Source organism: Fictibacillus nanhaiensis (genome assembly GCF_036213205.1).
Lineage (GTDB): Bacteria > Bacillota > Bacilli > Bacillales > Fictibacillaceae > Fictibacillus > Fictibacillus nanhaiensis_E.
This window is the reverse complement of the sequence record NZ_JARMFC010000001.1, coordinates 687,199-702,676: the sequence shown is the minus strand read 5'-3', so window position 1 is coordinate 702,676 and position 15,478 is coordinate 687,199. Positions and strand designations below refer to the sequence as shown.

General features: G+C 44.2%; 9 protein-coding genes. All 9 read left to right on the top strand.

Features of this window, described 5'->3' with window-relative positions:
- Positions 1 to 403 precede the first annotated feature (403 nt).
- The 9 genes from P4V41_RS03365 to P4V41_RS03325 all read left to right on the top strand — a co-directional run bounded on the left by P4V41_RS03365 (position 404) and on the right by P4V41_RS03325 (position 15,287).
- Positions 404 to 2,794, top strand: a complete 2,391-nt coding sequence (locus P4V41_RS03365; protein ID WP_328083411.1) for a beta-galactosidase — start codon at positions 404 to 406, stop codon at positions 2,792 to 2,794.
- 243 nt (positions 2,795 to 3,037) lie between these two features.
- Entirely contained in the window at positions 3,038 to 4,402 is a 1,365-nt protein-coding gene (locus tag P4V41_RS03360) for an ABC transporter substrate-binding protein (protein WP_328083410.1), read from the top strand.
- 31 nt (positions 4,403 to 4,433) lie between these two features.
- Positions 4,434 to 7,391: an extracellular solute-binding protein gene (locus P4V41_RS03355; RefSeq protein WP_328083409.1), complete on the top strand. Its 2,958-nt coding sequence runs from the start codon at positions 4,434 to 4,436 to the stop codon at positions 7,389 to 7,391.
- Positions 7,372 to 8,268, top strand: coding sequence for a carbohydrate ABC transporter permease (locus tag P4V41_RS03350; RefSeq protein ID WP_231618237.1), 897 nt, complete (start codon positions 7,372 to 7,374; stop codon positions 8,266 to 8,268). The genes P4V41_RS03355 and P4V41_RS03350 overlap by 20 nt, the downstream gene beginning before the upstream one ends.
- 19 nt (positions 8,269 to 8,287) lie before the next feature.
- Positions 8,288 to 9,166, top strand: coding sequence for a carbohydrate ABC transporter permease (locus P4V41_RS03345; protein WP_328083408.1), 879 nt, complete (start codon positions 8,288 to 8,290; stop codon positions 9,164 to 9,166).
- 20 nt (positions 9,167 to 9,186) lie between these two features.
- Positions 9,187 to 11,202 carry a YIP1 family protein gene (locus P4V41_RS03340; RefSeq protein ID WP_328083407.1) on the top strand — a complete coding sequence of 672 codons (2,016 nt, stop codon included), beginning with the start codon at positions 9,187 to 9,189 and terminating at the stop codon, positions 11,200 to 11,202.
- Positions 11,195 to 13,480: a DUF5696 domain-containing protein gene (locus P4V41_RS03335; RefSeq protein ID WP_328083406.1), complete on the top strand. Its 2,286-nt coding sequence runs from the start codon at positions 11,195 to 11,197 to the stop codon at positions 13,478 to 13,480. Before P4V41_RS03340 ends, P4V41_RS03335 begins: the two co-directional genes overlap by 8 nt.
- Positions 13,461 to 14,321, top strand: a complete 861-nt coding sequence (locus tag P4V41_RS03330; RefSeq protein WP_328083405.1) for a sugar ABC transporter permease — start codon at positions 13,461 to 13,463, stop codon at positions 14,319 to 14,321. Before P4V41_RS03335 ends, P4V41_RS03330 begins: the two co-directional genes overlap by 20 nt.
- A gap of 15 nt (positions 14,322 to 14,336) precedes the next feature.
- The gene (locus tag P4V41_RS03325; RefSeq protein ID WP_312035304.1) at positions 14,337 to 15,287 is read left to right on the top strand and encodes a carbohydrate ABC transporter permease; all 951 of its coding nucleotides are present in this window, start codon (positions 14,337 to 14,339) and stop codon (positions 15,285 to 15,287) included.
- Positions 15,288 to 15,478 lie beyond the last annotated feature (191 nt).

The window sequence follows — 15,478 nt, the reverse complement described above, 5'->3', positions numbered from 1 at the left end:
TGATGTCGATTTGAGTGAAGTTAGTGTCGAAGCGTGTGTAACCATCATAAAATTGTGCGAACGCGTAACCACAATAAAAACACGTACCGTGAAACCTAACTAATGAAGCTCTTTGTTCATTTGGGCATAACAAAAATTACTTACAGCACGTCACAATTTTTAGAAAATTATATTGTAACCGTTTACAAGTTGATTTATAATATGAAAAAGTGAAACGTTTCTATTGGTAAAATGAGGATTGAAGGGGTCCAACGACAATTCAAACGTTTATATTTACCGAAAATCCTATTTTTTTGCACTATATCGAAACGTTTCGAAACAACTGCACCCTAACGCATCACCCACATGATTTTATCTATTTTTACTCCAGTACCCCGGCTTTTACCGGATGAAGAGGTGATTTATGAAGAACATCGCAATAAAAGATGAAAAGGTGATCGTGGACGGTCAGGAGGTCTTCTTGTTCGGAGGAGAACTTCACTACTTCCGAATCCCGAAGAAAGACTGGCGCGAGCGCATCCAGCAGGTAAAAGAAGCTGGCGCGAACATGATCAGCACGTACGTACCGTGGATTTTTCACGAGTATGAGGAAGGTGTTACGGATCTTACCGGAACCTCTCGCCCAGAACGTGATCTACATACGTTTCTGCAGCTCGTAAAGGAAGAGGGGATGTACTGTCTAGTCCGCCCGGGGCCATATGTGATGGCAGAAATCGTGGATCATGGGGTTCCAACGTGGTTCATCGATAACTATCCGGAAGCGGTAGCGAAAACGAACGTTGGCGAAATTCATCCAAACCGAGTCGTAAGTTACAGTCACCCGACCTTTTTAGAAAAAACAGAGCTTTGGTATGAAAAAGTATGTGCTGTTATTAAGCCGTTTCTCGTTACAAACGGCGGTCCAGTTATCCTTTTTCAGCTCGATAACGAAGTGGGAATGTTCCACTGGGTGACGAACCAACCCGATTTTAACACTTCCACACTACAAGAGTTTCAACAACATCTGAAAACCAACTATACAGAGCAATCGTTTCAAGAAACATTCCGCATTCCGTTTAGCGAGATTCAGTCGTTCGCGGAGAACATGACAAAAAAGCCTGAAGCGATTTTCGCTCATGCGCTAAGAAATGAGTTTGGACTTTTTTTACGACAACACTACAAGCGTTTCATCGAGCATCTTAAACAGTCAGCAGAGGAAAAAGGCATCGACGTTCCGTTCGTGGTGAACATTCATGGCTTTCATGGAATCGATATCTTAAAGCGCGGAACGATGTATCCGATCGGCATTTCGCAGCTGCTCGAAACCGCGAAAATTGAGAACACGCTCATGGCTGGTGATTATTATATCGGCAACATCGAGTACGACAGTTACGTGGATATCGTTTTGGCGAACGCGTTCACAAAAGCGATCCAATGGAAAGAACAGCCGCTTTTCTCAGCTGAGTTCCAAGGCGGGAGCATTCACGACAAGCCGAAGCTTCAACCGACAACGTTTGATCTGACGACGCGTTTATGTATCGCGGACGGAATGAACGGTGTGAACTATTACATGTTTGGTGCGGGTGAGAACTACGAAAACATCGGTTTGTTCGGCAGACGTCACGATTGGCAAGCACCGCTTACTAAGTCGGGCCAGAAAAACCCACACTATCCTGTTATTCAACATATCGGAAAGATGCTTCAAACATTTGAAAGCTCACTTCTACAAACGAAACCAGTTGTTGATACACATCTCGGTTTTTATCCGGATTATTACATGACAGAGTTTCATGATGAGCATACAAAACACATGGTCGACCAGATTCAGCGTGATCGTGAAACCTTTATGGCGAACGGCATCGCGAAGGCACTTCGAGTGAACAACATCATCTATGATGCGATTAACGTGCAGGAAGATGCCGAGATTGATCCGAGCGAAATTCCTTCTCTCTGGATGTTTACCACAGAGTGGATGGATGAAAACATTCAGCAAAAACTCGTCTTATATCTAGAGAACGGCGGCAAGCTTATCCTGTTCCCGACGATTCCGACAAAAACGTTGAAAAACGTACCGTGTACGATTCTAAAAGACTACATCAACGTATCGGTAAAAGAAACAAAGCATCGCGTGTTCGGTCAGATTGATCAGGCGGACAACGTGTTGATCGACCGAGCTGAGATCTATGAAAACCTAGATGGCGCGTTTGCGCATATCGAGGACAAGCCGGACCAAGTGATCGCGTTTGAAAAGCAGCTTGGAAAAGGTCAGCTATACATGTTTGGTATTGGAATGGATCACGGTTTTCATTATCAAAACGACATCATCGTCGATCTTGCCAAACGAGCTGGGATCGAGAGTCGTTTCACACTAGAAGAAGAGCTTGATATTACCGTTCGATCTTCACCAGAAAAAGGAGACTTCTTCTTTCTTCAAAACTTTGATGAATTTAAGAAGAAGACGACGATCACGTACGACGGAACAACTCTTTTCGGTGGAAAAGAAATCTCGATTCCAATGCGAAGCGGCCTCATGCTACCAGTCAACGTACCGTTACATGACGAACTGTTCATCGAATACGGAACAGGTGAAATCTACGAAAGCCTACAGCAACAAGACGAAATCTCACTCACTATTAAAATGATTCAAAAAGAAGAAGAATTCGTCTTCCGTTCCTCCACCTGGAAACCTGTAGACACCAAAGAGGTTTCAATCGAGGAACTCCAAGAGCACGCCTATAAAGTGCTGATTTCAACAACAGAAGACACAACATCCATCCGGTTTCAACCGGCATTCGCAAACGCTATTCAACCATAAGTAAGGCTATTCCTAACTGTTGCTGCTAATGTAATTTTTTCATTCTCATCCCTGAATAAGTTGATTGCAGTGTAGGGCGCGAGACTCCTGGGGGATCAGGACAGGTGAGACACCTAAGGGAACAAAGTGCCGAGGTGGCTCACCGCACGCCCCCCGGAAAGCGAAGCACCCGAAACGGAAATCAACACTTTCAAAAGCAACGTAGCATTAGCCCCCAAAAAATTAATTAGGAGTTGATAGGTAATGAAGAAAGTTTTATCACTATTCATGATCATCGCACTGCTATTTTCAGTAGCAGCTTGTAGCTCAGATGAAAAAGCAAGCACGGACAGCAAGAAAGAAAACGTAACCATCTCGTATGCCAGCTGGTCACTTGGTACTGAAAAAGAACAAAACCTTGAGCGCCTTATGATCAAAGCGTTTGAGAAAAAGTATCCGAACATTAAGGTGAAGATCGACGAGTCAATCACAGCGGCTGATTGGAACGGAACACTCGCTGCAGCAGCAAGTGCGGGCAAGATGCCAGACGTTTTCGCTCTTCCACAGATTCCATCGTCACTATCAAACGACTGGTTGATGGACATCACGAAAATGACAGAAAAAGATAAAGATTTTGCTAACATTCCAGAAGCGGTTCGCGAATCAGCGACTTACAACGATAAAGTGTATGCGGTTCCATTCGCACAGCATTTCTTAGGCTACTTAGTAAACAAAGATCTGTTTAACGAAGCGAACCTAGATTACCCTGAGTTTGGTTTTTCACTAGAAGAGTACACAAAATCCATTAAAGAAGTAACGAACATCAACAAAGGTGTAGCTGGAACGAACCACGCGTTCTCCGTAACAGACTGGTATCCGGCTGCTGCTAACCCAGACATGGGCTGGTTTACGGTTCAAGACGGACAATATTCTCTTGATTCAAAAGAATTCATTGCAGGAGCTAATCTTGCAAAAGAAATCACAACGAACAACTACGCGTACGAGTCACTTCCAGATGACTTGAAAGCTAACTTTAAAGGTGAGAACCCAGAAGAAGTATGGATGAACGGCCAAGTTGCTGTTAAATGGGACGGTACTTGGGGAGTTCCTTCTCTCGTTGAAAAAGGAACGTTTGATTTTGACTTCATCGGTCTTCCGGGTGGAAGAACGGGTGTAACGAACGACTTTGTTGGAATCTCTAAAACGAGTAAGCACGCTGAAGAAGCATTCCTTTTCTCTAAGTGGATGTCATTCGGTAAAGAAGGTTTCATGAAACGTATGGAAATCGCTGAAAAAGAAGGAAAAGCACTGAACACACTACCAGTTAACGCAGATCCTGAAATTTTAGAAGAGTACTTCGCGATCAATGAAGTGCCTGGAATTAAGACAGCTTATGACAACTTAGACAACGCAGTCGTTGAGCCGGTTAAAACCGTACCTGGCTATGTTGATGCACGTTGGGAAGCACCAACTGGCGTGAAGGTTGGAGAAGAAGCGAATGCGAAAGTGGCCGTGATTTTAGATAACGTGATCAAAGGAAATCTGAAGATCGAAGACTACGCAAAACAGCTTGATCAATTAGCAGACCAAAAGAGCAAAGAAGCAAGTGAGGCTTTAAAAGATAAATAGAAAGCCTGAAGTTTAAGGGGAGGTTGATAGTATGAAGTTTAAAAGATTTCTTTGGTTAGGTTTAGCGCTGTGTCTCATTATTCCACACCCATATGCATCTGCTGAAGGCAACAGTGAGGTTAAGCCTGCCGAACAAGTCGTGGAGGAAAACTATCATACCGTCCTTAACAGTTGGGAGAAGAAAGGGACAGGTGACGCTTCTAAGTTTGAAGCGTCTGTCTCTCCTTCTGATTTTAAGATCAAAGACAAAAAGAACCTTTTGTCAGAATCAGAGAGTAAGGGCTATAACGATCGTGTTTTCTATTGGCATAACCGAGACTCCGTTTCTTATGAAGTGAATGTGGAGGAAGCGGGACTATATGAGCTAGCGTTTGATTATTATCCACTGAGCAACGAGGTTGTTCCAATAGAGGGCGCCATTCAAGTGAACGGCAACTATCCTTTTTATGAAAGCCGAAGAATCGTGTTTCCGGCCGACTGGAAAAACGAGAAAAATACGTTCGAGAAAGATCGGTTCAAGAACGACATGATTCCGAAGCAGAAACGGATCGAACGTTGGAACACGTTAACAGCTGAAGATGCGAGTCAGCTTCAGTCAGAACCGCTTCGTTACGAATTGAAAAAAGGAAGGAATACGATCCAGCTTACAAATCTATCAGGCGAGATGCTGCTAGGAAAAGCGTACGTCAAATCACCTAGCAAACTACCAAGCTATAAAGACTATGTAAAAAAGCATGAAAACGCAAAAATGGTCGACGAGTTGATCACACGTGAAGCTGAGAAGGATTACGAAAAAAACAGCTCGTACATACGTCCTTTTGCAGCGAATGATTCATCAGCGATACCGAGCTCTCCAAAGAACCTCCTTCTGAACACGCTAGGTTCTGAATCGTGGAAAGACTCCGGACAGACAGTTAATTGGAACGTTAACGTTAAAAAAGCTGGACTATACAAAATAACGTTTAAAGTGCTGCAGAACAAAGAGACGGGTGGTCCAGTCTTCCGAAAACTGTTGATCGACGGAAAAGTTCCGTTTCAAGAAGCTTCACCCGTTACGTTCCCATTCAATAAAAACTGGGATAACGTCACGCTAGAAGATGAAGATGGAAAAGCGTATCTTTTTTATTTATCAAAAGGGAGTCATCAAATCGGTCTAGAAGCTGATGCCGCTCCTGTTGAGCCCGTTCTTCATACGACGAACAAAGTGATGCGCGAGATGGAAGAGCTCACGCTTGAGATCCGAAAGCTTACCGGGAATCAGACAGATATATCTCGTGGCTGGAAGATCAGCGAGTACATTCCTGGCATTGATAAAAAACTTGCTGGATGGGCGGACGAGCTAGAGAAAGAACTGAACTATCTTAGAACACTTGATAAAACAAAAGAAGATTCAAAAGATATGGTCTCGCTTGAGATGGCGGTTCAAAAGCTAAGAGCACTTAGCAAAAAGCCGAATGAGATTCCAAGCCGACTCACAGAGCTGTCAGAAGGATCGTCTTCAGCGGCACAACTGCTTGGAAACATGCTCGTGACTTTGCCAGAACAACCGTTAACGGTCGACCGTTTCTACGTGCATGGTGACGAAAAAGAAGTGCCGGATGCAGAAGCTGGTTTTTGGGAAAAGCTGATTGACTCGATTCAACGCTTTTTCTTATCGTTCTTCTCTGAAAATTATTCAGCGAGTGAGGCAAAAGAAGATACGTTAGAGGTTTGGGTGAACAGACCGCGCCAATATGTTGAACTCCTACAAAATCTATCTGATCAAAACTTTACGCCGAAAACAGGAATCAAAGTAAAGTTCTCGATCATGCCAGAAGAGCAGAAGCTGATTCTTGCGAGTGCGTCGAACAAACAACCTGACATTGCGCTTGGTATCTCCTCATGGCTGCCTTATGAGTTATCCATTCGTGGTGCGGCCGTTGATCTGCATCAATTCGAAGATTTTGAAAAATTTAGCAAGCAGTTCTCACCAGGAGCTTTTCTGCCGCTCATGATCGGTAATTCGGTTTATGCAATGCCAGAGACGCAAGATTTCTTTGTGCAGTTTTACCGAAAAGATATCCTGCAGGCGCTCGGTCTTCCGGTTCCAGATACGTGGGATGACGTGAAGAGCATCTTGCCAGAACTACAGCGTTTTGGGATGAACTATTATACGCATATCGCTGGTGCAACAGGCTTTAAGCCGTTCCAAGCAACCGCTCCGTTCGTGTATCAGTTTGACGGAGATCTTTACGGAAAAGATGGGATGAAGACGGCGATCGGAACAGAAGAATCACTAAAAGGCATTCAGTTCATGGCAGAGCTAAACACGATCTACAGCATGCCGTTACAAGTGCCGAACTTTTATAACCATTTCCGATATTCAACACTTCCGATCGGAACAGCAAACTTTACGACGTATACACAGCTAACAGCAGCCGCTCCAGAGATCGCAGGATGGTGGGATATTGCACCACATCCTGGTGTGAAAAAAGAAGACGGAACGGTGGAGCGCTGGGCAACAGGTTCAGGTCAGTCTGCGATGATTTTTAAAGGTACGAAGAGTAAGGAAGATTCGTGGGAGCTTTTAAAATGGTGGCTGTCAGAAGATACGCAGACCGAGTTCGCGACCAATCTGCAGATGCTTTACGGACCAGAATATATGTGGAACACGTCGAATCTAGAGGCGTTCAAGAACCTTCCATGGCCAGAACAGCATAAGAAAACGATTCTGAAGCAGTGGGAGTATCTATACGAAGTACCGAAGAATCCAGGTTCGTACATGATCGAGCGTGAGCTTTCGAACATCTGGAACCGCATCGTATTTGACGGTGTGAACCCGAGATCTGCAGTTGACGATTCAGTCGTTGCGATCGACCGGGAGATCAAGCGAAAGATGGAAGAGTTCGGATATGTGAAAGACGGCAAGATGGTAAAGCCGTATCCGATTCCTACGATAGAACAAGTGAAAAGTTGGGCAGGCGATGAGAATGAAAAAGAAACCAAATAAACGAGATTATTCACCGTGGATGTTCCTTGCTCCGTATATCATCTTTTTTACAACGTTTATCATCATACCTGTTGCAGCGGCAATCCTATTGTCATTCACGTATTTTAACGCGATCGAGACACCATCGTTCATCGGGTTAAGCAACTATGTTGGTCTGATCACACAGGATGAAGTGTTCATGCAGAAAATCCTGCCGAACACGTTAACGTTCGCACTGATCGTGGGCCCTGGCGGGTATATCTTATCGTTCATACTCGCTTGGGCGCTTGCTCAAGTGCCAAAGCGCATGCGAACGGTGCTTGCCTTAGTCATCTACTCGCCGTCCATGACAGCGGGGGTTGCGATGGCGGTCGTTTGGACGATCATCTTCTCTGGAGATGAAACCGGTTATCTAAACAGCTTGCTTCTAACGATGGGTGTGCTGTTAGAACCGATTCAATGGCTGCAGTCACCTGAGTATTTGATGAAGATCATGATCTTTGTAACGCTTTGGGGCTCTATGGGTGTTGGCTTTCTAGCGATGTTATCAGGTGTTCTAAACATTAACACAGAGATCTATGAAGCGGGATACATCGACGGCATCAACAACCGTTTTCAAGAGATCATCTATATTACGATTCCGTCCATGAAGCCGCAGATGTTGTTTGGGGCGGTCATGGCTGTTGTTGGAACGTTTCAAGCTGGTGCGATCGGGGTGGCGCTATCTGGTGCTAACCCGACACCGCAATATGCGGGTCAGCTTATGGTCAACCACTTAGAAGATTATGGATTTATCCGTTATGAGATGGGTTATGCGGCAGCGATCTCGGTCGTGCTGCTCATCGTTGTATATCTGTTCTCGAAAGTAGCCTGGAGGCTGTTTGGAGAGAAAGACTAGCGAAAAAGGAGTGATCAACATGTCAGCCTTTCAAGGAACAAGAATGAACCCGTCAAAGTTTCATAGAAGTCAGTTGAAGTTTCTTGCGTTTTTAATTCCACTGGCTATTTTTATGGCTTTGCCGATCGTTTATATATTTTTTCATGCGTTCAAACCGATCGACGAACTGTTCGCGTATCCACCGCGCTTTTTTGTAGATAACCCGACGTTACAAAACTTTGTAGACCTTTTTACAAAGACGAACGATACCGGTGTTCCGATGTCGCGCTTTCTGTTCAACTCTGTTGTGGTTACGCTAATCGTTGTTGTTCTGACCGTCATCATCAGCACGATGGCAGGCTACGCGTTATCTAAGAAAAATTTTAGAATGAAAAAAGCGATCTTCGAGATCAACACGTTGGCGCTCATGTTCGTACCAGCAGCAGTTATGATTCCGCGTTATCTGTTGATTGACGAACTCGGCTTGATCAATACATTTTTGGTTCATATCTTGCCGTTACTCGCGATGCCGATCGGTCTGTTTCTCGTCAAACAGTTCATCGATCAGATACCAGATGAACTGCTAGAAGCAGCAAGGCTTGACGGTGCATCTGATTTTCAGATTTTTGTTCGAATCATCATACCGCTCGTCAAACCTGCAATCGCTACAATCGCGATTCTATCGTTCCAGCTCGTTTGGAACAGCGTTGAAAGTTCGTCACTTTATGTAAACGATGAAGGACTGAAGACGTTCTCGTTCTATATGTCGACGTTAACTTCAACGGTCGCAGGAAACAACGTGGCAGGACAAGGACTGGCAGCAGCGGCATCACTAATCATGTTCGTACCAAATTTAATCATCTTTATAATTCTGCAGAGCCAGGTGATGAACACGATGGCCCACTCAGGAATCAAGTAAGAAAGTAGGAGGGGGGAGAAATGAAGCGCATTGCCCAATTTGTAGCATTTTTGGTATTCCTGCTTGTTCCGATCTACTCTACCGCTTCTGCTTCTGTCCCTTATCAGACAGAAACTTTATCAGCAGGCGGTCAGACGATCGAAACACAGACTGCTTACACGCCCGTAGGTACACTGTTACCAGACGTTGAGATCATGAACCCGGAAGACATTTTCTCTGATACAAAAGGAAACCTTTATATTGCGGATTCTGGGACTAAAAAAATTCTCGTTGCTGATAAGAATGGGAAATTTGTCCGTGAGATTGGAAAAGGTGTCTTAAAATCACCAACTGGCGTCTATGTGGACGAAAATGAAAACATTTATGTAGCGGATTATGAAGTAGAGAAGGTATTCCGCTTTTCGCAAGACGGCAAGGTAGAAGAGGTATACGGAAAGCCAGATTCACCGCTTTTCGGTAAAAGCTCTTCTTTTAAACCGCAAAAAGTAGCCGTTGACCGTCGCGGCAGCATCTATGTGATCAGTGAAGGATCAACGAACGGAATCATTCAGCTAAGTAAAGATGGCGGATTTCTCGGCTATTACGGCGTAAACAGCACAGAAGGATCGTTTGGCACGTTTTTGCAGAAGCTTCTCACATCAGAGAGTAAAAAAGCAAACATGTTCATGAAAACACCTCCCGCGCCAGACAACATCGCGCTTGATGATCAAGGTCTCGTCTATTCCGTGACAGAAGGAACGACGAACGAAGTTATCAAAAAGCTGAACGTTGCCGGAAAAAATATGCTGTTTCCAGATATCTCTGATGAGAAGTCTCTACAAGATATCGCGGTCGATCACGACGGAAACATTTTCGTCGTATCAAGCACCGGCGAGATCTATGAATATGATAGTTTCGGAAATTTACTATTCATCTTCGGCGGTAAAGACGACGGAACGAACCGTCTCGGGTTGTTCAAACAGCCGACAGGCATCACGATTGATCCTGAAGGCAGGCTGTACGTAACCGACAAAGAACGCGGCATGATCCAAGTCTTTGAATCTACTGCTTTCTCTAAACAAGTGCATGAAGGAATTGCCCTTTTTAAAGAAGGGCGTTATGTAGAAAGTCAGAAGTACTGGGAAGAAGTGCTGAAGATGAACTCTTCGTTCGGTCTCGCACATTCGGCCATGGGCTCTGCTTATTATAAACAGCAAGACTATGATAAGGCGTTAGAAGAATACGAGTTTGCTAACGACGTGTTCGGTTATTCCGATTCGTTCTGGGAAGTCAGACATGCATGGATGCAAGAGAACCTGGAAACGGTGTTGTTCGCGCTCATTTTCTTTGGGATTTTGTACTATATAGTGAAGGCGATCGACAAAAAGAAAGGCATTCTGAATCAGCCGCGTAGACAGATTGGCGCGATTAAGAAACAGAAATTGATAGGAGAACTGCTCTTCCTGTTCAAGTTCTTCCGTCATCCGATCGATAGTTTTTATTATCTGAAAAGAAAACAATACGCGTCGATTCTATCAGCGACGATCCTGTATGTAATCTTAATCGTCGAGTATATTTACAGCCGGTTTTATACCGGATTTATCTTTAAAACGGTGAGCAGCGATGCGAACTTAGTTGGCGAGCTTCTCTTACTGCTCGTACCACTCGCACTTTTTATCGTAGTGAACTATCTCGTTAGTACGATCAACGACGGTGAAGGAAGGTTTAAGGACATCTATATCGGAACGATTTACTCACTCGCTCCGTTTCTTTTGTTCAGTCCGATCCTGACCCTTTTATCGAACGTGCTCACTTACAATGAAGCGTTTGTTTATGTGTTCTCGATCCGCATCATCTACGCATGGTGTCTGATCATCCTTTTCATCATGCTAAAAGAGATTCATAACTACACGTTCTCAGACACGATCCGAAACATCTTCGTCACGCTGTTCGGTATGGTAATCATGCTTCTTGTTGTGTTCATCGTGTTCGTGTTGATTGATCAAGTGTACGATTTTGTTTATTCCATCATAAAGGAGGCTGTTCTTCGTGTATAAAAAGTTAAGTATCGCGCTTCTTACCTTGCTCGTACCGATCTCTGTATTCGCGGCGCAAGATGATAAGAAAAGTACGGAACAGCCTCCCGTACCAACAGAAAACAGTCAAAATGTGATGAAGTATACGTCTTCATCGTTTACGAAGCCTGAGAAAGAGAGTGCGGCTCCGATCAAACAGAAAAACTCGTTCCAAGGCTTTGAAAAAGCAGCCGAGAACGATAATCTTGCTCTTTATGTGAACGAAGAAACGCTCGCGATCAAGATAGAGAACAAAAAAACGAAATACGTTTGGAACTCAGGCCTCGATAACCCCGATCAGTACCGACTGAACAAAACGTGGGAACAGATGGCTCAATCTGCGATCACCGTTGATTATATGGATCGACGCGGAAAGGTGAAAACTGAGAGCATCACGACGAACGATTCTAGACCTCGTGTGAAGATGAACGATAAAGGGTTTACGGCCTCTCTTTACATGAACCAGTCAAAATTAGAATTTGAAGTGAACGTAGAGCTTCAAGAAAACGATCTTGTTGTTTCAATTCCTGAGAATGAGATCAGAGAAAACAAGTACACAAAGCTCATCTCTATGCGCGTTTATCCGTTTTTAGGTGCTGTGAACAAGAGTGACATCAACGGCTATATGTTCATACCAGACGGCTCAGGTGCATTAATTCGTTATGAAAAGAACGGCACAAAAGCGGATGCACCGTTTACCGGATCCATTTACGGTGATGATGAAGCTTTTTTGAAAACAAAAGTGAAGAAGGAAGAAGAAGAAAAAGTAACACCGGTTGAGCAGATCAAGATGCCGGTATTCGGAACGGTTCATGGTGTGAAGCAGAACGGATTTCTGGCTGTGATTGAAGAAGGCTATACGCATGGTGACATTTTAGCGTATCCATCAGGCGTTTCGACCGACTTTAACTGGATCTCTTCTGAATTTCATTTTAGAAAAGAATATTATCAGCCGACGAGTAAAAACATGAAAGGTCTTAACGTATATCAAAAAACGAAAAATCCGTTCGGCGTAAAGCTGAGATACATGTTCTTACAAGACGATGACGCAGATTATGTAGGGATGGCCAAAGCGTATCAAAACCATCTTTCTGATACAAAACAGTTAGAAAAACAAGACGACAAAACCGGTGTCAGACTTGAGTTTCTAGGTGGCGAAGTGAAGGAAGGTCTGTTGTGGGATTCTGTTCTGCCGATGACGAAGGTGACAGACATTCCGAGCATGACATCTGAACTCAAAAAAGACATCGATGATCTGTTCGTCGTTTATAAAGGCTGGTCAGAAGGCGGGCTAACAGGCACGCTGCCTCAGAAGTTTCCGTTTGAAAGTGAGCTTGGAAATAGTGACGACGTGAAGGACACGATCGACAGTCTTAAAAAGGATAACATTCCGCTCTATTTTTACAGCGATTATACAAAAGCGTATGACGGAGCATCTGGCTATTCGGGCAGCAAAGACGTAGCAAAGAAAATTAGTGCAGAGACGATCTCACACAGTGAAGATAAGAAAACGCTCTATTATTTATCGCCAGAAAAATCTCTTGCGATCGCAAAAGACGATGCAAAGGAATTTAAGAAACAAGGCATTTCAAACGTAGCAATCGATACGAGCGGATACACGTTGTTCTCTGACTTTAGCGGAAAAAAATCGAGCGAGCGAAATCAGACGATCAAAACGTATCAAAAGCTGTTTGGCACACTTAACAAAGAAGTGGGGAATGTCGCTCTTTATGAACCAAACACATATCTATGGAATCAGGCCGACCGCTATCTCGACATTCCGATGAACGCGTCGAACTATGTGTTTGAAACAGACACGGTACCGTTTCTGCAGATCGTGCTAAAAGGGTACATGCCATACTACGCACCGTTCTCGAACTTTCAGTCAGATTCAGAAGATCAGATGCTGCGCATGATTGAGTACGGAGCGTATCCATCGTATCTTTTAACGAAAGAAGCGTCACACCTACTTGCTAAAACTGCATCGAGTGACGTTTATACATCGGAATACTCGATCTGGAAAGACAAGATTTTGTATCAGTACGAAAACATTAAGAAAAGTCTTGGTGAGGTAGAAGGTGAAGAAATCGTCAGCCGTAATGTGCCACAGACAGGTGTTGTGGAAGTGGAATACTCCAACGGAAAAGTGATCGTCGTCAACTACACGAACGCAACTTATAAAAGTAACGGTATTGAAGTGAAACCAAAGTATTTTGCGGTAACAGAAGGAGGAGAAAGCGATGAAACGACTAGGCAATAACAGAAATCTTACAGGATTGCTGTTTGTTTCACCATGGATCATCGGCTTTCTCGTCTTTACGGCGTTTCCGCTTCTATACTCGCTCTTTTTAAGCTTTCAGGAAGTAAAGATCACGACCGATGGCATCAAAACGAACTTTGTGAGCTTTGGAAACTACGAATATGCGTTTTCGGTCGACGGAACGTTCGTAGACCGCGTCCTAAAATATCTAGAAGAGATGGTCATCTCGGTTCCGATCATCATCGTCTTTTCGTTGATCATCGCTCTATTGTTGAACCAGAAGATCAAGTTCCGCGGATTGTTCCGTACAATTTTCTTTCTGCCCGTTATTATTGCGAGCGGACCGGTAATCAAAGAGCTGATTGATCAAGGAATCACGACCATTCCTTCTATTGAACAATACGCCATCTATCAGGCGTTAAGTGATAACCCGGATGGTTTCTTTAACGGAATCTTACTGTATTTAATTAAAAACTTGATCGTAATTCTGTGGTATTCCGGAGTACAGATCTTAATTTTCTTAGCTGCACTTCAAAAGATGGACAAGCAGATCTTTGAAGCGGCGAAGATCGATGGTGCGAGCAACTGGGAGTTCTTTTGGAAGATCACCTTGCCAAGTCTAACGCCGATGATCATCGTTAACTTGATCTACACGATCGTAACGTATTCGGTATTCTCGTTGAATCCGATCATCGAACACATACAGAAAAACATGTTTAAAGTAAACACAGGTTATGGCTATGCTTCAGCACTATCGTGGATCTACTTTCTGATCATCGCTGCAGCGCTTGCGATCGCGGTTGGTGTGATGACGGTAAAAAGAAAGAAAAAATACACCTAAGAGGATGTGATCAATGTGCAAACCAAAACACAGCAAGTAAACAAGTATTACTTAAAGACGAAACGCATGTTTTTGGGCATGCAGGGGACAGATGGTCTTCTTTACAAGCTCTTGATCTACGGACTCTTAGTCGGGATCGGATTTGTGTACCTGTATCCGCTTCTCTACATGGGTGTGTACAGCTTTAAAAGTTTGGACGATCTGTTGAACCCGCTCGTAAACTGGATTCCAACACAGTTTTATACTGGAAACTATGAGCAGGCGAACAAGGTTCTGAACTTCTTTTCAACATTGATGGAAACGTTGTATGTGACGGTCCTTCCTGCCTTGGCGCAGACTGCTGTAGCAGCAGTTGTCGGATACGGACTCGCTCGTTTTGATTTTCGCGGTAAAAAGATCATGTTCGTTCTAGTGCTCGCGACGTTCATCATCCCGCCACAGGTGACGCTCATTCCAAGATACATCTTCTTTAATGAGCTGAACATTCTCGGCAGTTTGAGTGCGTTCTTGCTTCCGGCAACGTTTGGACAAGGATTGAACAGCGCGATCTTCATCCTGATCTTTTATCAGTTTTTTAGAGCCGTGCCAAAAGCATTGGAAGAAGCAGCTCAGCTCGATGGCGCAGGACATTTTCGAATCTTTTTCACGATCGCCTTACCGATGGCCTTGCCAGCGATCATCATCTCATTTTTGTTCTCATTCGTTTGGTATTGGAACGAGACGTATTTGGCAGCGATCTATTTTGGAGATGCGTTAACGACATTACCGCTGCAGCTGCAAAAGTTCGTTGCGACGTATCAGCAGATGTTCCCGGCTGAGATGGGAGTGAGTGGAGGCAACCAGTTGAACGAAGGAATCAAGATGGCAGGAACCGTCCTGTCGATTCTGCCATTATTAATCGTGTACTTTATCACGCAGCGCTGGTTTGTTGAAGGTGTGGATCGTTCGGGGATTACTGGGGAGTAGGGATCGGTGTGGGTAGTTGATTTCCGTTCCAGGTGCTCGCTTTCCGCGGGGCAGGCGGTGAGCCCCTTGCCGCTTTGCGCCGTTAAGGGTCTCACCTGACCGCTTGTCCCGCAGGAGTCTCGCACCTTGCACTCCAATCAACTTAGCAATGAAGTACAATCTCAAAACCTATTCAAAAATCCACGATCTTT